Here is a 21,066-nt window from a genome sequence, read left to right as displayed (position 1 = left end):
GGGGTCTTCCGCCTCAGGCCGGATCGGGGATCGGGTTGCCTTCCGGCCCCACGGCGCCACCTTGGTCGGCAAGCCGGATGTCGGTCGCGGTCGCCGGTCCCGGCTCGGCCGCCTCGCCCTCGACCTCGGAGGTCAGCGCCACCAGCCGGTCGTAGAGCGCGTTCTTGATCGGCTTGTTGTAGATGCTGATCAGGGACGATCCGGCAAGTTCCTCGTCGAAGATGGCATGGATGAGGTCGGGCTGGGTCTCCCGGATCATGTCGATCATGCCGTCGCTGAACACCCATTTCGGCTTCATCAGGAGGACGCGGGCGAGCGCCAGCAACTGCCGGTCCTGGTTGGTCAGTTCCCGGTCCCAGCGCTCGACCCGGTCGAGCGCGTCGCCGAGATGGCCGAGACCGACCCGCTTCAGCGCCGCCTTCATGTCATCGTCGTCCATCGGGTGGACGCCGTTGGTGTAGGTGAGGATGGTGCGGATCGAGCCCGGCGGCACGAACGGGCGCTGCGCCAGGAACACGGTGTCCTCGGCCGGCGGCAGGCTGATGCGCCCGCTGCCCCAGTTCCACAGGCCGCCGATGGCCAGGAAGAAGATGCCCTTGCCGGCGCCAGGAAGCCCGGTGAAGAGCACCCGCTCGCCCGGCTTGACGGTCAGATGCGCCTCGCTGGCCCGGGTCCGCCGGTGCGCGCTCATCACCACCACGTCGTCGAGGGCAAAGAGGCCTTGCGGATGCTCGACGCGCTCGAAGCGTTCCGCTCCGGCCTCGAAATCGTCGATCTGCATCAGCGCCTGGCGGAAATTCATGACGCGCAGCAGCGATGCCCGCCAGTCGGCGATGGTGCTGGCGTTGTCGACGAACCAGCGCAGCGACTGCTGCACCTGGTTGAAGGCGCCGACCACCATCATCAGTTCGCCGAAGGAGAGCGAGCCGCCGAAATAGGCCGGCGCGGCGACGATGATCGGAAACACAAGCGCCACCCAGCCATAGCCGGCGGTGAGCCAGGTCAGCCCGACGGTCGCCATGACGATCCGGCGCAACACATCGAGCAGCTTGTCGAGATCGCCGATCAGCGCCTCGCGCTTGTGCCGCTCGCCATTGTTGAGGACGATGCCGTCGGAATGCTCCGCGCCTTGCACCAGCGCCACGCGCAGGTCCGCCTCGCGGGCGTAGCGGGTCTGCTGCAGCTTCACGAGCCGCCGGCCGACCAGCCAGGAGAACGCCGAGCCGGTGATCGCATAGAGCAGCGCCGCCCAGACCATGTAGCCGGGGATAGAGAAGCTGTAGCCGAACATCTTCAGGACGACGCCCTGCGACAGCACCCAGAGGACGCCGATGAAGCTGGAAAGGAGCAGCGTCGCCTGTAAGAGCCCGACGCCGAGCGAGGTCGTCAGCTCTGTCAGGTGGTTGGCATCCTCGTGGATGCGCTGGTCCGGATTGACGCCGATCTGCCCGGCGCGGCCGATCCGCGCCGCCCGCTTGTGGCTCATCCAGTTTTCAATGAGGTCGCCGGTGGCCATCTGCCTCAGCTTCAGCGCGATCGTCATGTCGAGATAGCGCTGCGCCACGTTGAGGAGAAGGAGCACCGCGGCGATCATGACAAAGACGCCGAGCTGGGTGAAAAACCCGTCGAGGTCCTTCTTCTCGATGGCGTTGTAGAACGGCTCGTTCCAGGCGTTGAGCCAGACTTGGGCGGCCGCCGTCGCGATGATGACGCCGGTGATCAACGCACACAGCACGTAGAGACCGGTGCGCCCGGGCGTCCCGTTGATCGAGCGCGCCAGCGTCAGGAGCTGGCGGCTGAGCCGTTCCTCAAAGACCGGGGGCCGCACACCCTTCCGTCGCGGCGCCCCAGTCTCGTCGCGGTTATCCATAAAAATCGACCCCACTGATGCGAAGGAAGTTTAACTAGTGCGCGGTGAATGAATTATGAGGGGGCGAGTTCCTCGTATCGAAAAAGAACCGGGGATCACCGAAAAAAGGGCCTGCCAGCATGACGTTTCCGTCCGACCTCATCGACCGCATGACGCTTGCCGAGAAGATCGGCCAGCTCAACATGCTCTCGGCCGACTATGCGGTCACCGGCCCCGTCGTCGCCGGCGACGTCACCGGGGCGCTGCGCGCCGGCAGGGTCGGCAGCATCTTCAATCTCTATGGCCGCGGCCCGGCCCGGCGCGCCCAGAAGATCGCGGTGGAGGAGACCCGGCTCGGCATTCCCCTGTTCTTCGCCTTCGACGTCATCCACGGCTTTCGCACCGTGTTTCCGATGCCGCTCGCCGAGGCCGGCGCCTTCGATCCGGCTTTGTGGGAGGAAACCGCCCGCGAGGCGGCGACGGAATCGGCAGAGGCCGGCCTCGATCTCGTCTTCGCGCCGATGCTCGACATCGCCCGCGACCCGCGCTGGGGCCGCGGCGTCGAGGGCCCCGGCGAGGATCCGCTGGTGGCGATGCGCTTTGCCCGCGCCAAGGTGCGCGGCTACCAGGGCCGGCGCAACGGCAGCCGCGCCATTTCCGGCGTCGTCGCCACCGTCAAGCATTTCGTCGGCTACGGCGCCTCGCGCGCCGGCCGTGACTATGCCGAGGTCGACCTCTCCGAACGCGAACTCGCCGAGGTCTACCTGCCGCCGTTCCAGGCCGGCATCGCCGAGGGCGCTGCAGCCCTGATGCCGGCCTTCACCGACATCGGCGGCCTGCCGCTCACCGCCCACAAGGCGCTGATTACCGGAAAGGCCCGCGGCGAATGGGGCTTCGACGGCCTCGTCATCAGCGACTACGGGGCGATCGGCGAGCTGATCCCGCACGGCGTTGCCGGCGATCTCGCCGAGGCCGCGGCGCTGGCACTGAATGCCGGCGTCGACGTCGACATGGTGTCCTATGCTTATGAGAAGGGCCTCGACGAGGCGCTGTCGCGCGGCCGCGTCACCATGGAGACCCTCAACGCCGCAGTGCTGCGGGTGCTCGACTTCAAGGACCGCCTAGGCCTCTTCGACGATCCCTATCGGCGCTGCCAGGACGAGACGCCGGAGCCGGCACCGCCGACGAAGCGCTGCCGTGCCGTCGCCAGGAAGGCTGCGGCGAAATCGATGGTGCTCCTGAAGAACGAGGGCGGCGCCCTGCCGCTGGACGAGGCCCCCGGCCGCATCGCGCTGATCGGTCCGCTGACGGACGCGCGCGACGACATGCTCGGCTCCTGGGCGGGCGCCGGCCGCGGCGCGGAAGCCGTCGGCGTTCTTGAGGGCCTCAAGGCCGCCCTCCCCGGCACCACCATCGACCATGCAAGAGGCGTCACCATCGACGGCAACGGCGACGATGAGGCCGAGACGGCAAAGGCCCTCGACCTTGCCCGCAAGGCCGACCACGTCGTCCTGTGCATCGGCGAGGCCGGCTGGATGAGCGGCGAGGCCGCCAGCCGCGCCCGCATCGACCTGCCCGGCCGCCAGGAGGCGTTCGCCGAAAAGGTGCTGGCGCTCGGCAGGCCCGTCATCGTGCTGCTCTTTGCCGGCCGGCCGATCGTCATGCCGGAAGTGTTCGAAAAGGCCGCCGCGGTCGTCATGTGCTGGTTTCCGGGCACCGAGGCGGGCCCAGCCGTTGCCGATATCCTGACCGGCCGGGTCAATCCGACGGCGCGGATGGCCGTGACCTGGCCGCAACATGTGGGCCAGGTGCCGATCCACTACGCCGCCCGACGCGGCGGCCGGCCGCTGGTCGTCGGCAACAAATACACCAGCCAGTATCTCGACATGCCGAACGCGCCGCTGCTGCCGTTCGGCGCCGGGCTGTCCTACACGACGTTCAGCCTGACGGAGCCGTCGGTGACGATGGGAGACAAGGTCGAGGTGGAGACGATCGTCACCAATGACGGCGCAAGGGCCGGCGAGGCGGTGGTGTTCCTGTTCCTCACCGACCCGGTGGCGCGGATCGCGCGCCCCGTGCTGGAATTGAAGGACTTCGCCCGCATCGAACTTGCGCCCGGCGAAACCCACGCCGTCACCTTCTGGCTGGACCGAGATGCCTTCGCCTATCCGGGCGCCGACCTGAAACCGCTCGTGGAGCCCGGCGACGTCATTCTGCATGTGGGATTTTCCGCCGACCCGGCGGCCCTCAAATCGGCGACCATACGGCTCGACTGAGCGTTAGGAACGTTCGGCCAGGCGCGCCTTAGGCGCCCTTTTCCCGGATCACATAGGTACAGCGGCGCCCGCCCTTGACGATGTGTTCGGCGCGCTCGATTTCCACTGAGGGGCCGAGCACGGCCCGGAAGACCTCCAGCTCGGCACGGCAGAAGCCCTGGCAGGCCGTCGCCGCCATGCAGATCGGGCAATGGTTCTCCGCAAAGAGGATCGACCCGTCGGCCTGCCGGCGCCATTCGGCCATGTAGCCTTCTTCGGAGCGCAGCCTGGCAAGCGCGGCCACCCGGTCGGCAAGGTCGCTCTTGTCCGCCAGCTTCGCCTCGTAGCACGCCCGCGTCTCGGCCTCGCGAATGGTGATGATCCTGTCGAGCGCCGCCTCGCCGAGCTGGTCGCGGATGATCCTGAGGAGCTGCGTCGTCAGGTTCGCGTGGGTATCGGGAAAGCGCGACTGGGCCGCGTCCGTCAGGTGCCAGAGCTGCTTCGGGCGACCGACGCCCTTGGCCTCGCTCGTCGCTTCCACCAGTCCCTGGTCGGCCAGCCGCACGAGCTGCTGGCGCGCTGCCTCGCCGGTGATCCCCAGCTTCTTGCCGAGCGCCGCCGAGGTCTCCGCACCGTGCATCTTCAGCGCCGCCAGGATCCGATCCGAGGCGTTGCGCGGCGACCATCCGACATTTTCCAAGTTTTCACTTGACATATTACGTGCTTCGATATTTAAAGTCATCACTTGGAAAATTAGCAGGCCTGTCGAAAACACGCAAGGCCGCCGATCCGATCAACAAAAAGGAACCCCGAAATGGCCTTCGAACTCCCCGCCCTGTCCTACTCCTATTCCGCGCTCGCCGAGCGCGGCATGTGCCAGGAGACGCTGGAACTCCACCACGGCAAGCACCACCAGGCCTATGTGACGGCGCTGAACGGGTTCGTGGAGAAGAACGACGACCTGAAGGGCAAGTCGCTGGAAGAGATCGTCGCCTTCGTCAACGGCAAGGACGACCTGGCGCCGGTCTTCAACAATGCCGGACAGCACTGGAACCACATCCATTTCTGGAACGCCCTGTCGCCGGACGGCGGCCGCATCCCCGACACCCTGGAAAAGCGTCTCGTCACCGACTTCGGTTCGGTCGAGGCCTTCAAGGAGGCCTTCAAGGCCGCCGCCGTCTCTCAGTTCGGCTCCGGCTGGGCCTGGCTCGTCCAGGGCAGCGACGACCGCCTGAAGGTCGCCAAGACCCCGAACGGCGTTCCGCCGATCACCGGAACCGACGGCAAGGCCCTGCTCGGCCTCGATGTCTGGGAGCACAGCTACTATCTGGACTTCCGCAACCGCCGTCCGGACTACGTGACCAACTTCCTCGACAAGCTGGCCAATTACGAGTTCGCCGCAGCCAATCTCGGCTAGAGCGCATTCACGAACCGGAGACCCGCTACAGGTGGAGACCGGCTCTCGGATAAGAATACGCGTTACAACAAAAAGTTAGAGCGTTTCGGGCGGTTCCGTAGTCGCCTGAAACGCTCTGACGACCGACACACTCCTCCAAAGTGCAATGCCGGTGACGCAGGCCACGACAAGAGCGGTCGCGTCCCGGCCCCCCGCCGGAAGTGTCAGCCTCAAGGTGCCGACAGAACCGGATGCGGAGCAGATCATCATGTGCGCGGACATCGCCGGCCTCGGCGCCTCGGGCTCCAACATCGTCAACGCCGTCTCCATGCGGCCGGCGCGCCGGCCCGCCGTCGACGAACAGCGCTTTCGCGATGCCATGGCGGCCTCGGCGGCCAGCGTCGGCGTCGTCGCGGCAACGCTCGGCGACGAGCGCCAGGGCCGCACGGTGACGGCCGCGCTGTCGCTCTCCCTGACGCCGCCGACGATCCTTGTCTCCATCGACGCCAGGAGCACATTCGCCGATTTCGTCACCGAGAGCGGCGGTTTTTCGTATTCCGTACTGTCCGAAGATCAGGGTATCATCGGCCAGGCCTTCGCCAGCCGGATCGACCAGGAGCGGCGCTTCGAGCTCGGTGCATGGCAGCAGTGGCCGTCGGGCCAGCAGAAGCTCGTCGATGCCGTGACTGCCCTCGACTGCGAGGTCATCGCTGCAATTGCCACCGTTTCGCATATTCTGTTCATCGGTGCCGTGATAGGGGCGGAGACGTGCGGCGACCGCAGGCCGCTGCTCTGGCACGATCGTCAGTACACGCGCGTCGGCGACCACATCGGCGCGCCGCAGGGAGCCGGATAAGCGATGCCCTACAAGACCGTAGCCGTTTTCGGAGATCCGCGCCCGGAAAGCCTTGCGCGCCTGCGCTTCGCCATGCGTTTCGCCCTGCGCCACGACGCCCATCTGATCGGCCTGTTCTTCCAACCCTCCTATTGGGACGGCAGGATTCCGAGCACCAATGTGCGCGGCAATGCGGCAATCCACGGCGTCATCAAGGAATATGTGGGCGAGCAGAAGGCCGTGGTCGAGCAGGCCCACAAGGAGTTCGACGAAGAGCTCGGGGCGAGCGACCTCAGCTACGAATTCCGGGTCATGGGCGACCTGGAAACCGCCGATCACGTATTGTTCAACGCGCTGCACAGCGATCTGGCTATACTCGGATCCGGAACATCGCATTATCCGAACGGCGCAACGGCCGAATCCATTCTGTTCAACACCGGCGTGCCGCTGCTCATCGTTCCCGACGACTGGGCGGCATCCGGGCGCGACACGGGAGAGCACATCCTGTTGGCCTGGAATGCGAGCCGGGAGTCGCGCAGGGCAATCACAGACGCGCTGCCGCTGCTGTGCCGGGCCAAGGCCGTATCCGTCGTCGTCGTCGACGCCCGCAAGAACCCGCGCCATGGCGAGGAGCCCGGCGCGGACGTTGCGCGTCTGCTCAGTCGCCACGGCGTCCAGGTGACCGTTGCCCAGCTTGAATCCGGCGGCCGCCCCGTCGCCAAGGTCCTCCTCGACCATGCCCTTTCCGTCGATGCCGATCTCATCGTCCTCGGCGCCTACAGTCACAGCCGGGCCTTTGAGGCAGTCTTCGGCGGCGTCACCCGCCATCTGCTGCAGAAAGCCCCCTTCCCCCTGTTCATCGTGCATTGAGCCGTCGGACCGATCCGAACCACCCACGGGATTGCCCATGCCTAGCATTTCCACCACCCCCCGCATCGCTCCCGTCGGCCCGGCCGTGCCCGCCGGCCGGACGGCCGCGCGCGCCCTGTCCCTGTCGCTCTGCCTCCTGGCCGCGGCCGTCGCGCCGGCGTCCGCCCAGTGGGGCAACGCCCCCCCGCCGGCGGTCGACGTCATCACCATCAAGACCGAGGCGGTCCCGGTGATCAGCGAATTGCCGGGCCGTATTGCGCCGACACAGGTCTCCGAGGTGCGCGCCCGCGTCTCCGGCATCCTGATGGAGCGTGTGTTCAAGCAGGGCTCCAAGGTCGACAAGGACCAGGTCCTCTACCGGATCGATCCCAAGCTGTTCCAGGTCCGCGTGGCCAGCGCCGAGGCCAGCCTGAAGCGCGCCCGCGCCACCCGCGAAGAGGCCCGCCAGCAGTTCGATCGCCAGAAGTCCCTGCGCGAACGCAAGGTCATCTCGGACGCGCGCTACGACACCGCTGCCCTGACCCTTGCCCAGGCCGACGCGGAGGTTGCCGTCGCCCAGGCCGCGCTGGAAGAGGCCCGCATCAATCTCGACTACACAGAAGTGCGCGCGCCGATCACCGGCATCATCGGCGGCGCCCTCGTCACCGAAGGCGCGCTCGTCACCGCCGACGGTCCCCAGAGCATGGCGCTGATCCAGCAGATCAACCCGGTCTATGCCGACTTTACCCAGTCCTCCTCCGAGCTGTTCGCCCTGAAGCGCGCGGTCGAGGAGGGCCGGCTGGCGAGCCCGGCGCCGGGCCAGGCCAGCGTCCGCCTCGTCTTCGACGACGGCACCGTCTATTCCCAGCCCGGCACGCTGCTGTTCTCCAGCGCCAGCGTCGACACCACCACCGGCCAGATCACCCTGCGCGCCGAATTCCCCAATCCCAAGGGCGACCTCCTGCCGGGCCTTTATGTGCGCGTGCGCATCGAGCAGGCCGTCCGCAACAACGCCATCCTGGTGCCGCAACGCTCCATCGTGCGCACCGCCGAGGGCGCAGCCCAGGTCTATGTCGTCAAGGACGGCACGGTGGAGGCCCGCGACGTCACCCTCGGCGAGTCGCACGGCTCGGACTGGATCATCGAAGCCGGCCTCAAGGCCGGCGAGCAGGTGATCGCCAACGGCACGATGAAGGCGCAGCCCGGCGGCAAGGTCTCCCCGACCACCGTGGACGCCGACAGCGTGACGCCCGCCCCCGATACCGACAGAGAAGCCGGCAGCGCCCAGAAGGCCGACGACGCGGGGGCCAAATAGTCCATGGCCAGTTTTTTCCTCAATCGCCCGACGATGGCGTGGGTGATCGCGATCTTCATTGCGATCGCCGGCGTCATCGCCATCCCGCAGTTGCCGATCTCGCAATATCCGAAGGTCGCGCCGCCGCAGCTTTCCATCAGCACCTTCTATCCGGGCGCCTCGCCCCAGGACATCTACCAGGGCGTGACCCGGCTCATCGAGGAGGAGCTGAACACCGTCGACGGGCTGCAATATTTCGAGTCCACCTCCGACAGTTCCGGCTCGGTGACGATCACCACCACCTTCGAGCCCGGCACCGACATCAAGCTCGCCACCGTCGACGTCCAGAACGCCATCGCCCGCATCGAGGCGCGATTGCCGACGCCGGTGATCCAGCAGGGCGTCGTCGTGGAAGAGGCGAGCGCCGGCTACCTGATGTTCATCGCGCTCACCTCGACCGACGGCAAGCGCAGCCAGATCGCCCTCGGCGACTATCTCAGCCGCAACGTGATGGGCGAGCTGAGGCGCGTGCAGGGCGTCGGCAAGGCGACGCTCTTTGCGCCGCAGCGTGCCATGCGCATCTGGGTCGATCCGGACAAGATGGTCGGCTTCAACATCAGCGCCGGCGACATCATGTCGGCGATCACCGCGCAGAACGCCCAGGTCGCGGCCGGCCGCATCGGCGCGGCGCCGCAGCCGGCGAACCAGGACATCACGGCGACGGTGCTGGTCAAAGGCCAGCTCTCCGACCCCGCCGCGTTCGGCCAGATCGTGCTGCGCGCCAATCCCGACGGCTCGCGCATCCTCCTGAAAGACGTCGCCCGCATCGAGGTCGGCGGCGAGGACTACAACGTCACCACCCGCCTCGACGGCCAGTGGGCGGCCAGCGTCGGCATCCAGCTCTCCTCCACCGGCAACGCCATGGCGACGGCCGAGGCCGTGCGCAACAAGCTGGAGGAGCTGTCGGCCTTCTTCCCCGACGGCATCGCCTATTCCACTCCCTATGACACCAGCCCGTTCGTCGCAGCGTCCATCGAAACCGTGCTGCACACGCTGGTCGAGGCGGTCGTCCTCGTCTTTATCGTCATGTTGGTGTTCCTGCAGAACATCCGCTACACGCTGATCCCGACCATCGTCGTGCCGATCGCCCTGCTCGGCGCCTGCGCCGTCATGCTGGTCACCGGCTTTTCCATCAACGTCCTGACCATGTTCGCCATGGTGCTCGCCATCGGCATCCTGGTCGACGACGCCATCGTCGTCGTTGAGAACGTGGAACGGATCATGGCCGAGGAGGGGCTGCCGCCGAAGGAGGCCACCGTCAAGGCGATGGGCCAGATCTCCGGCGCCATCATCGGCATCACGCTGGTGCTCGCCTGCGTCTTCGTGCCGATGGCCTTCTTCCCCGGCTCCGTCGGCGTGATCTATCGCCAGTTCAGCATCACCATGGTGGTGTCGATCCTGTTTTCCGCCTTCCTGGCGCTGTCGCTGACGCCGGCCCTGTGCTCCAGCTTCCTGAAGCCGATCAAGGGCGGCCACGGGCACGGCCGCGGCATCGGCGGATGGTTCAACCGCAATTTCGACAGGGTCGCGAGCCGCTATGCCGGCACCACGGGCTTCCTGGCCCGGCGCGCCGGCCGCGTCATGATCGTCTACCTCGCCCTCGGCATCGGCCTTGGCTATTTCTACATCAACCTGCCGAGCGCCTTCGTGCCGGAGGAGGACCAGGGCTACATCATCGTCGACATTCTCGGACCGTCGGAGTCGAGCCGCAACCGCACGCTGGCGACCATCCAGGAGATCGAGGGCATCTTCGCCGACGAGCCCGGCGTGGAACACACCGTCGCCGTCCAGGGCTTCAGCTTCTCCGGCAACGGCCCCAACTCCGGCATCATGTTCGTCACCCTGAAGGACTGGGCCGAGCGCGGCGAGGGCAATTCGGCAAGCGAGATCGCCGGCCGGGCCAACATGAAGCTGTTCGGCCTGAAGGACGCCAGGTCCTTCGCCCTGTCGCCGCCGCCGATCGAGGGCCTCGGCACGTCCGCCGGCTTCACCTTCCGCCTGCAGGACCGCGGCTTCATCGGCCTCGCCCAGCTCCAGCAGGCGGCCGGCCAGTTGATGGGACAGGCCAGCCAGGGCGGCAAGGTCGTCGGCGTCCGCCCCGAGGGCATGCCCTTCGCGGCCCAGGTCATGCTGACCATCGACCGCAAGAAGGCGAACACCTTCGGCGTCACCTTTGCCGAGATCAACAACACCATCACGGCCAATCTCGGCTCCGCCTATATCAACGACTTCCCGAACGCCGGCCGCATGCAGCGGGTGATCGTGCAGGCCAAGGACAAGGCCCGCATGCAGCCGGAAGACATCATGAAGCTGAACGTGCGCAACGCCAATGGCGGCATGGTGCCGATGTCCGCAATCGCCAGCTTCGACTGGCAGAAGGGCCCGGCCCAGGTGATCGGCTACAACGGCTATCCGGCGGTGCGCATCGCCGGCGCCCCTGCGCCCGGCCTCTCCTCGGGCGACGCCATCGCCGAGATGGAGCGGCTTGCCGGGGACCTTCCGAAGGGCATCGGCTACGAGTGGACCGGACCGTCGCTGGAGGAGATCAAGTCGGGCGCCCAGGCGCCGATCCTCCTCAGCCTCAGCATCCTGTTCGTGTTCCTGCTGCTGGCCGCGCTCTACGAGAGCTGGGCGATCCCGTTCGCGGTCATCCTCGTGGTGCCACTCGGCGTCATCGGCTGCGTCGCCGCCGTCATGCTGCGCGACATGCCGAACGACGTCTATTTCAAGGTCGGCCTCATCGCGATCATCGGCCTGTCCGCCAAGAACGCGATCCTGATCGTGGAGTTCGCCAAGGACTACTACGCCGAAGGCCGGTCGCTGGTGGAATCCGCCGTCGCCGCCGCGCGCGTGCGGTTCCGGCCGATCATCATGACCTCGCTCGCCTTCACGCTCGGCGTCGTGCCGCTGGCGATCGCCACCGGGCCGAGCTCGGCCAGCCAGAACGCGATCGGTACCGGCGTCTTCGGCGGCATGATCTCGGCAACGATCCTGGCGATCTTCTTCGTCCCCGTCTTCTTCGTCTTCATCCTGAGTCTGTTTTCAAGGAAGAAAAAGAAGAAGGCGCCGGACGACGACGGAGCGTCCGTGGAATCGGAGGCGGGCTCTCCCTCCGCCTCGTGAGTCCCGAAAGCCTCGCACAGCGACCTCAAGGCCCGGCGGACGCAAGCCGCCGGGTCGATGTCAAAGGGCGGCCGCAACGCGCCGTCCCCGACCGAAAAACCATCGAAAAGGGACCGGCGACCATGACCATGAAGAGAGTGGGCACCGTGCTGGCGTGGCTCTTGGTGGCGTTCTTCGCCGTCGGCAGCGCCACCAACATCTTTGCGCCCGCTGCGATCGTCGAGGATTACCAGCGCTGGGGATATCCCGCCTGGTTCCACTATGTGACCGGAACGTTGGAGTTGATCGCCTGCCTCCTGCTGATATTCCCCGTCACCCGGCTTGCCGGTTCCGCCATCGGCGGCGGCGTCATGGCGGCGGCGCTCGCGACCATGCTCTGGAACAGCGAATATGCGCACGGCCTCGCCCCGCTGGCGGTGCTCGCCTTCGTCTGCATCAATGCCTGGATGACCTGGCGGATCAGGACGCGGACGGCTCGAGCCTGAGACCGGACAGGCCCTCGCAGATCTCCACCAGCCGATCCTGAAGGCCCATGTCCCGGCTCTGACGGTCGGGCGTCCTCACGGTCAGCTTGCAGAGATACTCGCCGGTGACGTCGGCGAGCGGACTGCCGGCCTCCGGCGCGGCGAGCGCGGCCTGCGTCGCAGCGCCATCGGCAAGACTGTCCGGCGCGCTTTTCCCGCCCATATTGGTCGGCACCCAGCCCGGATCGACGGCGTTGGAAAAGACGTCCGGCCACAGCCGCGCTACGGCAAAGGCCAGCAGCGTGTCGTGCAGCTTGCTTTCCGAATAGGCGGCCGTCCCGTTGAAGCGCCGGGTCTTCCAGAACGGGTCGTCGAGATGCGCCGGCACGCTATGCATGCTGGAACTCAGATAGACGAGGCGCTTCGGCCGCGCGATCATCGCCGTCAGGATGTAAGGGGCGAGCACGTTGACGGCGAACATCCGCGGCAGCCCGTCGGCCGTCTCAAGGAATGTCCGGTCATAGACGCCGGCATTGTGGATGACGGCATCGAACCGGCCGAGCGCATTCACCGCCTCGCCGACGCCCTTGGCCCCGGCGAGCGTTTCCAGATCGCCGATGACGATCGCTTCCGCTTCGGGCAGTGCCTGTCGCGCATCGGCCTCGCGCGCCTCATTGCGGGCGTGCAGAACCACGTCGTGGCCCTTTTCGGCGAGCAGTTGCCCCGCCTTCAGGCCCAGTCCGGTCGACGAGCCGGTGATGAAAATCCGCGCCACGACAATTCTCCTTCGGCTGGCATTGTCCGGGAGATATGCCTAACTGCTTGTCGCGGCAAGGAGGCCCATGCCGCCGTCGACGCGCAGGTCGACGCCGGTGATGAATCCGGCCGCATCGGACGCGAGGAACAGCGCCGCCTCGGCGATGTCGAAGGCACTGCCCTGCCGCTTCATCGGCACCTGTGCGGCCCGCCGTGCCGCAAGCTCCTCGGGCGCCACCCCGCCGGCGATGAATGCCTGGACATGCGGCGTGTCGATCATGCCGGGCAGCACCGTGTTGCAGCGCACGCCGCGGGCGGCATATTCCATCGCGATGCTCCGCGACAGCCGGCAGAGCGCGGCCTTGGAGACCTCGTAGCCGACATAGGCGTAGGGCCCGCTCTGCACGGCGGCGAGCGAGGAGACGAAGACGATCGAGCCGCCGCCCTCCTCCAGAAGCGGCAGTGCCGCCTGGACGAGCTGGAACGCGGCATCGAGATTGACCGCGAAGACGGCCTTCCAGTCGTCGAGGCTTGTCGCCTCGATGCCGCCGGCCTTGCTGATGCCGATATTGACGTGGAGCACGTCGAGGCCGCCGAGATGCCGCTCCGCCGCGTCGATCGTCGCCCGGACAGCCTCCGGATTGGTGGCGTCCGCCGCATGGGCGAAGGCGATGTTGCCTTCGGCGCGGATCAGCGACGCGGTCTCTTCCGCCGCATCGCCATTGCGGTCGACACAGAGAACCTTTCCGCCCTCGCGCGCGAACAGCGCCGCCGCCGCCTTGCCGTTGCCCCAGCCGGGCCCGACGGAGCCCGCGCCGATAACCGCGACCCGCTTGCCGTCCAGTCGTCCTGCCATGAGTTGCTCCTGGAATTGCGGTCTAGAGATCGTCGCCGGAGATCAGCTCCGGCGCCTCGAAGGCCCTGACCGGCGCCGGCTCGTTGACCGGACCGCGCACGTCGACGAGGCAGGTGTGGGCGGCACAGCCCTGGGACAGCGACGAGGTGCCGATATCGAGGGTGAGAACGTTCGGATTGCCGTGCCTCTCCAGCCCCGTTTCCGGGTCCGGGTCGTACCAGGCCCCTGTCGACATGCGCACCACGCCCGGCATGATGTCCTCAGAAGGCACCGCCGCAGCAAGGCAGCGCCCCCGCCCGTTGAACACCTCCACGACGTCGCCGGCGGCAATGCCCCGGCGCACCGCATCGTCCGGATGGATCAGCAGCGGCTCGCGGCCACCCACTTTGCCCTTGCGGCTGTAGGCGCTGTCGTCGAGCTGGCTGTGCAGCTTGCGGGCCGGCTGGTCGGAGATCAGATGCAGCGGGAAGGCATGTGCCTGCTCGGCCCCAAGCCATTCGCACGGCGCCATCCAGGTGGCGTGCCCCGGGCAGTCCGCATAGCCGAAGGATTCTATCTCCTCCGAAAAAAGCTCGAGCTTGCCGGACGGCGTCTTCAGCGGATTGGCTTCGGGATCGCTGCGGAACTCCGACAGCATGATCACCGGGCCCGCATCCTTGTCCAGATCGACCAGCCCCTTCTCCCAGAACGTGTCGAAGTCGGGAATATCGACGCCGGCTTTGTCCCAGCGCTCGCGGCAGTCCTCGTAGATATGCCGGATCCACGCCTCGGCGTCGCGCCCTTCGGTGAAGGCCTCTGCAACGCCCATCCGCTCGGCAAGTCCGCAAAAAATGTCGAAGTCGTGCCGCGCCTCGGCAAAGGGCGGAACCACCTGCTTGGTGGCGACCAGCAGCCCTTCCTGGGTGGCGTAGGAGATGTCGTCCCGCTCAAGGCCTGTCGTTGCCGGGAACACCACATCGGCCCGCTTGGCGGTCGCCGTCCAGCACTGCTCGTTGACGACGATGGTGTCGGGCTTCTGCCAGGCCCTTTCCATCCGGTTGAGGTCCTGGTGGTGGTGATAGGGATTGCCGCCGGCCCAGTAGACGAGATGGATGTCGGGATAGGTGCGGTCGACACCGTCATAGGGGAAGGTCTCGCCCGGATGGAGCAGCAGGTCGGCGATCCGCGCCACCGGAATGAAGGCATCGACGGCATTGCGGCCCTGGTCGAGCCGCGGGCCGGACAGCCGGCGATGGGGCGAGCCGAGCGTGTTCATGGCGCCGTAGCCGACGCCGAAGCCGCCGCCCGGAAGCCCGATCTGGCCGAGCATCGCGGCAAGCGTGATCACCATCCAGAACGGCTGCTCGCCGTGATGGGCGCGTTGCAGCGACCAGGCAACGTTCAGCATCGTGCGCGCTCCCGCCATCTCCACGGCAAGCGCCTCGATCCGCTCCGCCGGAACGCCGCACAGCGCCTCCGCCCAGGCCGGCGTCTTGGCGATGCCGTCCTCAGTTCCGGTGAGATAGCGCTCAAAGCGCTCGAAACCGACGCAGTGGGAGGCGAGGAACGCCCGGTCGCAAAGGCCCCGGTCGACCAGCGTCCAGGCAAGCCCCAGCATCATCGCAACATCGGAATTCGGCCGTGCCGGGATCCATTCGTGGTCTCCGCCGGTCTCCAGATTGTCGTCGACGGGACCGATATTGACGAAGCGGACGCCGGCCTTTTGCATTCGCCGCAGCCCTTCCGGCACCCGGTGCAGGCCGGAGCCGCCGGGCGCCATCTGCGCGTTCTTGGCCGGAACGCCGCCGAAGGTGACGAACAGTTCCGTATGCTCGGCCATGACGTCCCAGGACGTGTGCATGTGCTGCAGGTCGGTCATCGTCGCCACCACATGGGGCAGGATCACATGCGCCGCGCCGAGGCTGTAGGAGTTGAGGTGGCGCACATAGCCGCCGATGGTGTTGAGGAAGCGATGGACCTGGCTCTGGGCGTGGTGGAACCGGCCGGCGCTGGCCCAGCCATAGGACCCGCCGAAGATCGCCGCATTGCCATATCGGGTGCGCACGCGCTGAAGCTCGGCGGCAACGAGGTCGAGCGCCCGGTCCCAGTCCACTTCCACGAACGGCTCGCGGCCGCGCAGATCGGTCCGGGCGCCGGGACCGTGCTCCAGCCAGCTCTTGCGCACGGCAGGCCGCCGCACCCGTGTGCGGTTGAGCGCCGGGTCCAGTTGATGAAGGCCTATGGACGACGGGTCCGGATCGCCGGCGACCGGCCGGATGCGCGGCCCCTCCGCCGCGGACGGCTCCACTTCATAGACGCCCCAATGGGCTGCGGTGTAGGTCGTCATCGGCAAGGCCTTCTTGTTGCGGAAACGGTATCGCAGTCCGGCAGGCGCCTCAGGACGCCGTTTCCTCGACCACCAGTTCCAGCGAGATGAGGATCGGGTTGTCGCCGCGCACCGGCTTGCCGGTGTGGACGGCCCCGGACGCATCGATCAGAAAGATCTCCACATCTGCCCTCGGCTTCCCGTCGGCGCCGGTCGAGACCCGTCCGTTGAGGACGGCAAGTTCGGTCGGCGGCTCGTCATTGGCAAGGCCGTCCTCGAACCGCACGCCGACGGTGCTGCCGATGCCGCTGCGCACGACAGCTTGTCTGAAGCCATGGCGGGCGCAGAGCGCCTCGATGGCCTCGATCATGTCCTCGTTGGGCCGTACCCGGGCGATGACCGCGCGCGGGCCGGTCTCGCCGGCCGATGCGTCTCCGGCCGAGGGCTGGAACAGCGTGAAATTGGTCTCCGGGTCGTAGGTCGCGGCCATTCTCGTCCCGGTGACGCCATAGAGAACCGCGGAGCCCGGCTCCGCGATTCGCGTCATATGCGGCCAGAGGTGTCCGCCGCAAACCGTGCCGTCGGCGTCGCGCCACAGCGCATGGCAATGCAGGAACGTCTCGCCCTCGCGCTCGCCGACCGTCGCATAGGCGCGCTCGATGCGCACCACGCCCTCCGGCTTGTGGGTTTCGCTGTAATAGGCGACCCGCTCCGGGGTGTCGGAATAGGTCGGCTTGACATATTCCATCGGCGAGAAGGCGACGTCTGAAAATTCGAGGCACCCGGCGGCGAGGCCGGCCGCGCCGAGCGCCTCCGTGACCGCCTCAAGCAGCGTCTGACCCTGCCGGAACGCGACGTCGACGCGCCGCGCATGCCCTTCTGAGCTTGCGATGCGCTCAGGATCGACCGGTCCCGGATGGACGAGGCGGCGATCCCCGGAGGAAGCGGCGGACGTGTTGATCTGTGACATGGGTGCTGTCCTTTCGACTTCTAAGCCTGTTTGGCCGGCCGGGCCGGCGCACCGCGGCGAACCTTGCCCACCTGCCTTGCCAGCTTCGCCTCGATGGTGTTGGCCTCGGTGCGCAGGAGCTCGGCAAGTTCCTGCTGGCGCGCGCCCTGCAGGCGCTGCTCGATGGAGCCGATGGAAAGACCGCCCACCGGAACGCCATCGGCATTGCGCACGGCAACGCCGATGGCCCAGGAGCCGGGATGGAAGATCCCCGGATTAAGCGCAAAGCCGCGCTCGCGCGTCTCGGCGATGACCTGGCGCAGGAGTTCATCCGTCAGCATCGGATAGCGCTCCCGGTAGACGGGCGTGTTGGCCTCGATCACCGCATTCATTTCATCGTCGGGCAGCGCCGCCAGGATGGCAATCCCGTGCGCGGCGACGCCAAGGGGATGGAACTGGCCGACGCTCAGAACATGTGAGCGGATCGGGTGCTGGCCGTCCTCGCGGATGAGACAAGTCGTGTGGTCGCCCCGCCGAAGCGAGAAGAAGGCCGTGTCTTCTGAGGCGCGCGCGAGGCGAATGACGCTGGCATGCGCGAGCGGATGCAGGCCGAAACGGTCGGACGCAATGACGCCGAGAATGTAGCAGCCAGCGCCGAGGCGGTACTGGCGGGTGTCCTCGTCCTGATCGACGAGGTCGGCACGCATCAGGGCCACCAGCAACCGGCGGACCGTTGCACGGGTCAGCCCGCTGGCCGAAACGAGGGTCCCCAGCGAAGCGCCGGAGCGGTGGTGTTCCGCGACGATGGCAAGAAGGCTTGTCGCCCTCTCGATGCTCTGGCTGCCGGTCGCGTCCTTTGTGGTAGCCATCGTTTCCATTCCCAAGTAATTTCTTATATGTCCATATTATGGACTTCCAAAAATTTGTAAACATCATAAAAACCTAGACATATATGTCAATTGGATATAGCATTAGATCGTCGTTCCACATTATGGACATCTTTAAAGGGCGAACGACAATTTCGCGACGGCCGGCAAGCGGCCGCACAGACGTTCCCTGGGAGGAAAGAATGGCTCTTACGATCGATCGGCGACGCTTTGTTCTGGCTGGTGGCACCGCTGCCCTTGCGGCACCCTTTATCCTGTCCGGCAAGGCCCGGGCCGCCGAGTTCAATTACAAATTCGCCAACAACCTGACCACCGACCACGCGCTGAACGTTCGCGTCAATGAGGCGATCGAGCGGATCCGCGAGGAATCCGGCGGCCGGGTCGACATCATGGTGTTCCCGAACAACCAGCTCGGCTCCGACACCGACACGCTCAGCCAGCTCCGCTCCGGCGCCGTTGAGTTCTTCACGCTTTCCGGCCTCATCCTGTCGACGCTGGTCCCGATCGCCTCGATCAACGGCATCGGCTTTGCCTTCCCGGATTACGAGACCGTCTGGAAGACCATGGACGGCGACCTCGGCGCCCATGTGCGCGCCGGCATCGAGAAGTCCGGCCTCCACGCCATGGAGAAGATCTTCGACAACGGCTTCCGCCAGGTCACCACGTCGACCAAGCCGATCACCGGCCCCGACGACCTCGCCGGCCTCAAGATCCGCGTCCCGCCGAGCCCGCTGTGGACCTCCATGTTCCAGGCCCTCGGCAGCGCCCCGGTCTCCATCAACTGGAACGAGGTCTACACCTCGCTGCAGACCCACGTCGCCGACGCCCAGGAAAACCCGCTGTCGACGATCAAGATCGGCCGCCTCTACGAGGTGCAGAAATACGTCTCGATGACCAACCACATGTGGGACGGGTTCTGGTTCCTGGCCAACAGCCGCGCCTGGGGCGCCCTGCCGGAGGACCTGCAGGAGATCGTCTCGCGCAACATCAACCAGGCGGCCGTCGAAGAGCGGGCAGACTCCGAAGAAAACAACCACAATCTCCGGGCGGAGCTGGAAGGCCTTGGCCTCACCTTCAATGCGCCCGAGACCGGACCGATCCGCGAAAAGCTTCGCTCCGCCGGCTTCTACGACCAGTGGAAGAAGGAATACGGCGAAGAAGCCTGGTCCTTGCTGGAACAGACCACCGGCAAGCTCGGCTGACCGCCGCCTTTCGCAGCGCCGGGCTCCGAGCGGGCACGGCTGGCGCAACCGCCCGTGCGTGAGCGCGCCGGGCGCAGCAGAACCGGTCCTTCATCATGCAAAGCACCACAATGGTTGCGGACGACGATACGTTGCCGCAAGTCAGCGAAAACCCGGAAGCCCGCAAGGGCTCCCGGTACCTTTGGCCGGTCGAGTTCGTCGCTGCGATCCTCATGGTCGGCATCGTGGCGCTGCTGTTCCTCGGCGTCGTCACCCGCTACTTCCTGAACCTGCCGCTGATCTGGGTCGAGGAAGCCGCCTCCCTCTGCTTCCTCTGGCTGGCCATGCTCGGCGCGGCGATCGCCATCGACCGCAACGAGCATCTCCGGCTCACCCTCGTCGTGCACCTGCTGCCGAAACGGCTGCAGGACTTCGTCGAGGCCCTGGCCCTGGCCGTGGTTGCGGCCTTCCTGATCGCCCTCTTCCCATCGGCCTATGAATATGCCGTCGCGGAATGGGCGATCACCACGCCGGCCCTGCAGATCCCCGGCACCATCCGCGCCGCGGCCATTCCCTTCGGCATGGGGCTGATGCTGCTGCTGGTCGCCGTCTATGCCCTGCAGACCTGCAAGCTCTGGCATCTCCTCGCCTCCGCAGCGATTCTTGCCGTCATTGGCGGACTGCTGTGGCTGACCTCGCCGGCCCTCATCTCCATGGGCTCGTCGTCGCTGTTCCTGTTCCTCCTGGCCTTCGTCTCGCTGGCGCTCGCCGCCGGCGTGCCGATCGCCTTCTGCTTCGGCATCGGCACGCTGACCTATCTCGCCTTCGGCACCCACGTCCCGGTCTTCGTGATGATCGGCCGCATCGACGAGGGCATGTCCGGCGTCGTGCTGATGGCAGTTCCCATTTTCGTGCTGCTCGGCTGCATCCTCGATGCCACCGGCATGGGCAAGGCGATCGTCTCCTTCCTGTCGGCGATCCTCGGCCATGTCCGCGGCGGCATGTCCTATGTCCTGCTCGGCTCGCTGTTCGTCGTCTCCGGCATCTCCGGCTCCAAGGTCTCCGACATGGCGACCGTCGCGCCGGCCCTGTTCCCGGAGATGAAGCGGCGCGGCAACAAGCCGCCGCAGATGGTGGCGCTGCTCGCGACCGGCGCGGCGATGGCCGATACCGTGCCGCCGAGCATCATCCTCATCGTCATGGGCTCGGTCGCCGGCATCTCGATCGCTGCTCTCTTCACGACCGGCATCGTCATCGCCCTGGTGCTTCTGATGGTGCTCGCCATCCTCGCCCGGTTCCTGGCCCGCACCGACGACATGACCGGCATTTCCAAAGCCCCGCGCTCGGTCGTCAAGCAGACCCTCGTGGTCGCGATCCCGATCCTCATCCTGCCCTTCATGATCCGCTTTGCCGTCACCGACGGCATCGCCACGGCAACCGAGGTCTCGACCGTCGCCGTGCTCTATGCGCTGATCGTCGGCGCCACGCTCTATGGCGGGCTCAGCGGCAGGAAGCTCTACGAGATCCTGGTCGAGACCAGCGCGCTGACCGGCGCCATCCTGCTCATCCTCGGCACGGCGCTCGCCATGGCCTGGGCGATCACCCAGGCCGGCGTCGCCCACCAGCTCGCCCGCATGATGTCGGACCTGCCCGGCGGCTGGATCTCCTTCATGGCGCTGTCGATCGTCATGTTCATCGTCCTCGGCTGCGTCCTTGAGGGCCTGCCGGCGATCGTGCTCGTCTCGCCGCTGGTGTTCCCGATCTCGCGCCAGCTCGGCATCCACGACGTCCACTACGCGATGGTGATGATCACGGCGATGAACATCGGCCTGATGACGCCGCCGGTCGGCATCGGCTTCTACCTCGCCTGCCGCATCGGCGACGGCCGGCCGGACGAGGCGATCAAGGCGATCTGGCCGTTCCTCGGAGCGCTGCTCGTCGGCTGCCTGATCATCGCCTTCCTGCCCTGGATTTCGACCTTCCTCCTGTGAGGACCACCGTTTCCGA

Annotated in this window: 16 protein-coding genes; 9 read left to right on the top strand and 7 right to left on the bottom strand. The window is 66.7% G+C overall.

Annotated features, from left to right (window positions below):
* Positions 1 to 13 precede the first annotated feature (13 nt).
* A complete protein-coding gene (locus M2319_RS16900; RefSeq protein WP_264602638.1) occupies positions 14 to 1,828 on the bottom strand; it encodes an ABC transporter ATP-binding protein/permease in 1,815 nt (604 codons plus the stop codon).
* A gap of 161 nt (positions 1,829 to 1,989) precedes the next feature.
* On the opposite strand from M2319_RS16900, the gene M2319_RS16895 reads away from it, so the two are divergent.
* The gene (locus M2319_RS16895) at positions 1,990 to 4,125 is read left to right on the top strand and encodes a glycoside hydrolase family 3 N-terminal domain-containing protein (protein WP_264602637.1); all 2,136 of its coding nucleotides are present in this window, start codon (positions 1,990 to 1,992) and stop codon (positions 4,123 to 4,125) included.
* Between the two features lie 28 nt (positions 4,126 to 4,153).
* On the opposite strand, the gene M2319_RS16890 is transcribed toward M2319_RS16895, so the two are convergent.
* Complete coding sequence (locus tag M2319_RS16890; protein WP_264602636.1) at positions 4,154 to 4,804, bottom strand: helix-turn-helix transcriptional regulator; 651 nt, start codon at positions 4,802 to 4,804, stop codon at positions 4,154 to 4,156.
* Positions 4,805 to 4,918: 114 nt separating this feature from the next.
* On the opposite strand from M2319_RS16890, the gene M2319_RS16885 reads away from it, so the two are divergent.
* The 6 genes from M2319_RS16885 to M2319_RS16860 all read left to right on the top strand — a co-directional run bounded on the left by M2319_RS16885 (position 4,919) and on the right by M2319_RS16860 (position 12,146).
* Complete coding sequence (locus M2319_RS16885; protein WP_264602635.1) at positions 4,919 to 5,521, top strand: superoxide dismutase; 603 nt, start codon at positions 4,919 to 4,921, stop codon at positions 5,519 to 5,521.
* A 214-nt stretch (positions 5,522 to 5,735) separates the two neighbouring features.
* Positions 5,736 to 6,356, top strand: coding sequence for a flavin reductase family protein (locus tag M2319_RS16880; RefSeq protein ID WP_264602634.1), 621 nt, complete (start codon positions 5,736 to 5,738; stop codon positions 6,354 to 6,356).
* 3 nt (positions 6,357 to 6,359) lie between these two features.
* A complete protein-coding gene (locus M2319_RS16875; RefSeq protein ID WP_264602633.1) occupies positions 6,360 to 7,205 on the top strand; it encodes a universal stress protein in 846 nt (281 codons plus the stop codon).
* Between the two features lie 37 nt (positions 7,206 to 7,242).
* Positions 7,243 to 8,499 carry an efflux RND transporter periplasmic adaptor subunit gene (locus tag M2319_RS16870; RefSeq protein WP_264602632.1) on the top strand — a complete coding sequence of 419 codons (1,257 nt, stop codon included), beginning with the start codon at positions 7,243 to 7,245 and terminating at the stop codon, positions 8,497 to 8,499.
* A 3-nt stretch (positions 8,500 to 8,502) separates the two neighbouring features.
* Entirely contained in the window at positions 8,503 to 11,661 is a 3,159-nt protein-coding gene (locus M2319_RS16865) for a multidrug efflux RND transporter permease subunit (RefSeq protein ID WP_264602631.1), read from the top strand.
* A gap of 122 nt (positions 11,662 to 11,783) precedes the next feature.
* On the top strand, positions 11,784 to 12,146 hold the full coding sequence (locus tag M2319_RS16860; protein ID WP_264602630.1) for a DoxX family protein: 363 nt from the start codon (positions 11,784 to 11,786) through the stop codon (positions 12,144 to 12,146).
* Here the strand turns inward: M2319_RS16860 and M2319_RS16855 are convergent.
* From M2319_RS16855 to M2319_RS16835, 5 genes are read right to left on the bottom strand one after another with little or no spacing between them, the layout of a single operon-like run.
* On the bottom strand, positions 12,121 to 12,900 hold the full coding sequence (locus M2319_RS16855) for an SDR family NAD(P)-dependent oxidoreductase (RefSeq protein ID WP_264602629.1): 780 nt from the start codon (positions 12,898 to 12,900) through the stop codon (positions 12,121 to 12,123). The two genes, M2319_RS16860 and M2319_RS16855, sit on opposite strands and share 26 nt — an antisense overlap.
* Positions 12,901 to 12,939: 39 nt before the next feature.
* Entirely contained in the window at positions 12,940 to 13,737 is a 798-nt protein-coding gene (locus M2319_RS16850; RefSeq protein ID WP_264602628.1) for an SDR family NAD(P)-dependent oxidoreductase, read from the bottom strand.
* A gap of 22 nt (positions 13,738 to 13,759) precedes the next feature.
* Positions 13,760 to 16,063 (bottom strand): molybdopterin guanine dinucleotide-containing S/N-oxide reductase, encoded by a 2,304-nt coding sequence (locus M2319_RS16845; protein WP_264602627.1) that lies wholly within the window; start codon positions 16,061 to 16,063, stop codon positions 13,760 to 13,762.
* Between the two features lie 49 nt (positions 16,064 to 16,112).
* Entirely contained in the window at positions 16,113 to 17,012 is a 900-nt protein-coding gene (locus M2319_RS16840) for a PCC domain-containing protein (protein WP_264602626.1), read from the bottom strand.
* 20 nt (positions 17,013 to 17,032) lie between these two features.
* Positions 17,033 to 17,860, bottom strand: a complete 828-nt coding sequence (locus M2319_RS16835) for an IclR family transcriptional regulator (RefSeq protein WP_264602625.1) — start codon at positions 17,858 to 17,860, stop codon at positions 17,033 to 17,035.
* A gap of 200 nt (positions 17,861 to 18,060) precedes the next feature.
* On the opposite strand from M2319_RS16835, the gene M2319_RS16830 reads away from it, so the two are divergent.
* Together M2319_RS16830 and M2319_RS16825 are read left to right on the top strand one after the other, a co-directional pair.
* On the top strand, positions 18,061 to 19,080 hold the full coding sequence (locus M2319_RS16830; protein WP_264602624.1) for a TRAP transporter substrate-binding protein: 1,020 nt from the start codon (positions 18,061 to 18,063) through the stop codon (positions 19,078 to 19,080).
* Positions 19,081 to 19,175: 95 nt separating this feature from the next.
* Entirely contained in the window at positions 19,176 to 21,050 is a 1,875-nt protein-coding gene (locus tag M2319_RS16825) for a TRAP transporter large permease (RefSeq protein ID WP_406682186.1), read from the top strand.
* Positions 21,051 to 21,066: the final 16 nt, after the last annotated feature.

Source organism: Rhodobium gokarnense (genome assembly GCF_025961475.1).
GTDB classification, from domain to species: Bacteria; Pseudomonadota; Alphaproteobacteria; order Rhizobiales; family Rhodobiaceae; genus Rhodobium; species Rhodobium gokarnense.
The sequence above is the reverse complement of the archived record's forward strand: the minus strand, read 5'-3'. Positions and strand labels throughout refer to the sequence as shown.

Bases quoted from the DNA above. Each gene is read 5' to 3' on its own strand.
- M2319_RS16895 (WP_264602637.1), top strand. From the start codon at position 1,990: ATGACGTTTCCGTCCGACCTCATCGACCGCATGACGCTTGCCGAGAAG.
- M2319_RS16885 (WP_264602635.1), top strand. From the start codon at position 4,919: ATGGCCTTCGAACTCCCCGCCCTGTCCTACTCCTATTCCGCGCTCGCC.
- M2319_RS16875 (WP_264602633.1), top strand. From the start codon at position 6,360: ATGCCCTACAAGACCGTAGCCGTTTTCGGAGATCCGCGCCCGGAAAGC.
- M2319_RS16870 (WP_264602632.1), top strand. From the start codon at position 7,243: ATGCCTAGCATTTCCACCACCCCCCGCATCGCTCCCGTCGGCCCGGCC.
- M2319_RS16865 (WP_264602631.1), top strand. From the start codon at position 8,503: ATGGCCAGTTTTTTCCTCAATCGCCCGACGATGGCGTGGGTGATCGCG.
- M2319_RS16860 (WP_264602630.1), top strand. From the start codon at position 11,784: ATGACCATGAAGAGAGTGGGCACCGTGCTGGCGTGGCTCTTGGTGGCG.
- M2319_RS16850 (WP_264602628.1), bottom strand. From the start codon at position 13,737: ATGGCAGGACGACTGGACGGCAAGCGGGTCGCGGTTATCGGCGCGGGC.
- M2319_RS16845 (WP_264602627.1), bottom strand. From the start codon at position 16,063: ATGACGACCTACACCGCAGCCCATTGGGGCGTCTATGAAGTGGAGCCG.
- M2319_RS16840 (WP_264602626.1), bottom strand. From the start codon at position 17,012: ATGTCACAGATCAACACGTCCGCCGCTTCCTCCGGGGATCGCCGCCTC.
- M2319_RS16835 (WP_264602625.1), bottom strand. From the start codon at position 17,860: ATGGCTACCACAAAGGACGCGACCGGCAGCCAGAGCATCGAGAGGGCG.
- M2319_RS16830 (WP_264602624.1), top strand. From the start codon at position 18,061: ATGGCTCTTACGATCGATCGGCGACGCTTTGTTCTGGCTGGTGGCACC.
- M2319_RS16825 (WP_406682186.1), top strand. From the start codon at position 19,176: ATGCAAAGCACCACAATGGTTGCGGACGACGATACGTTGCCGCAAGTC.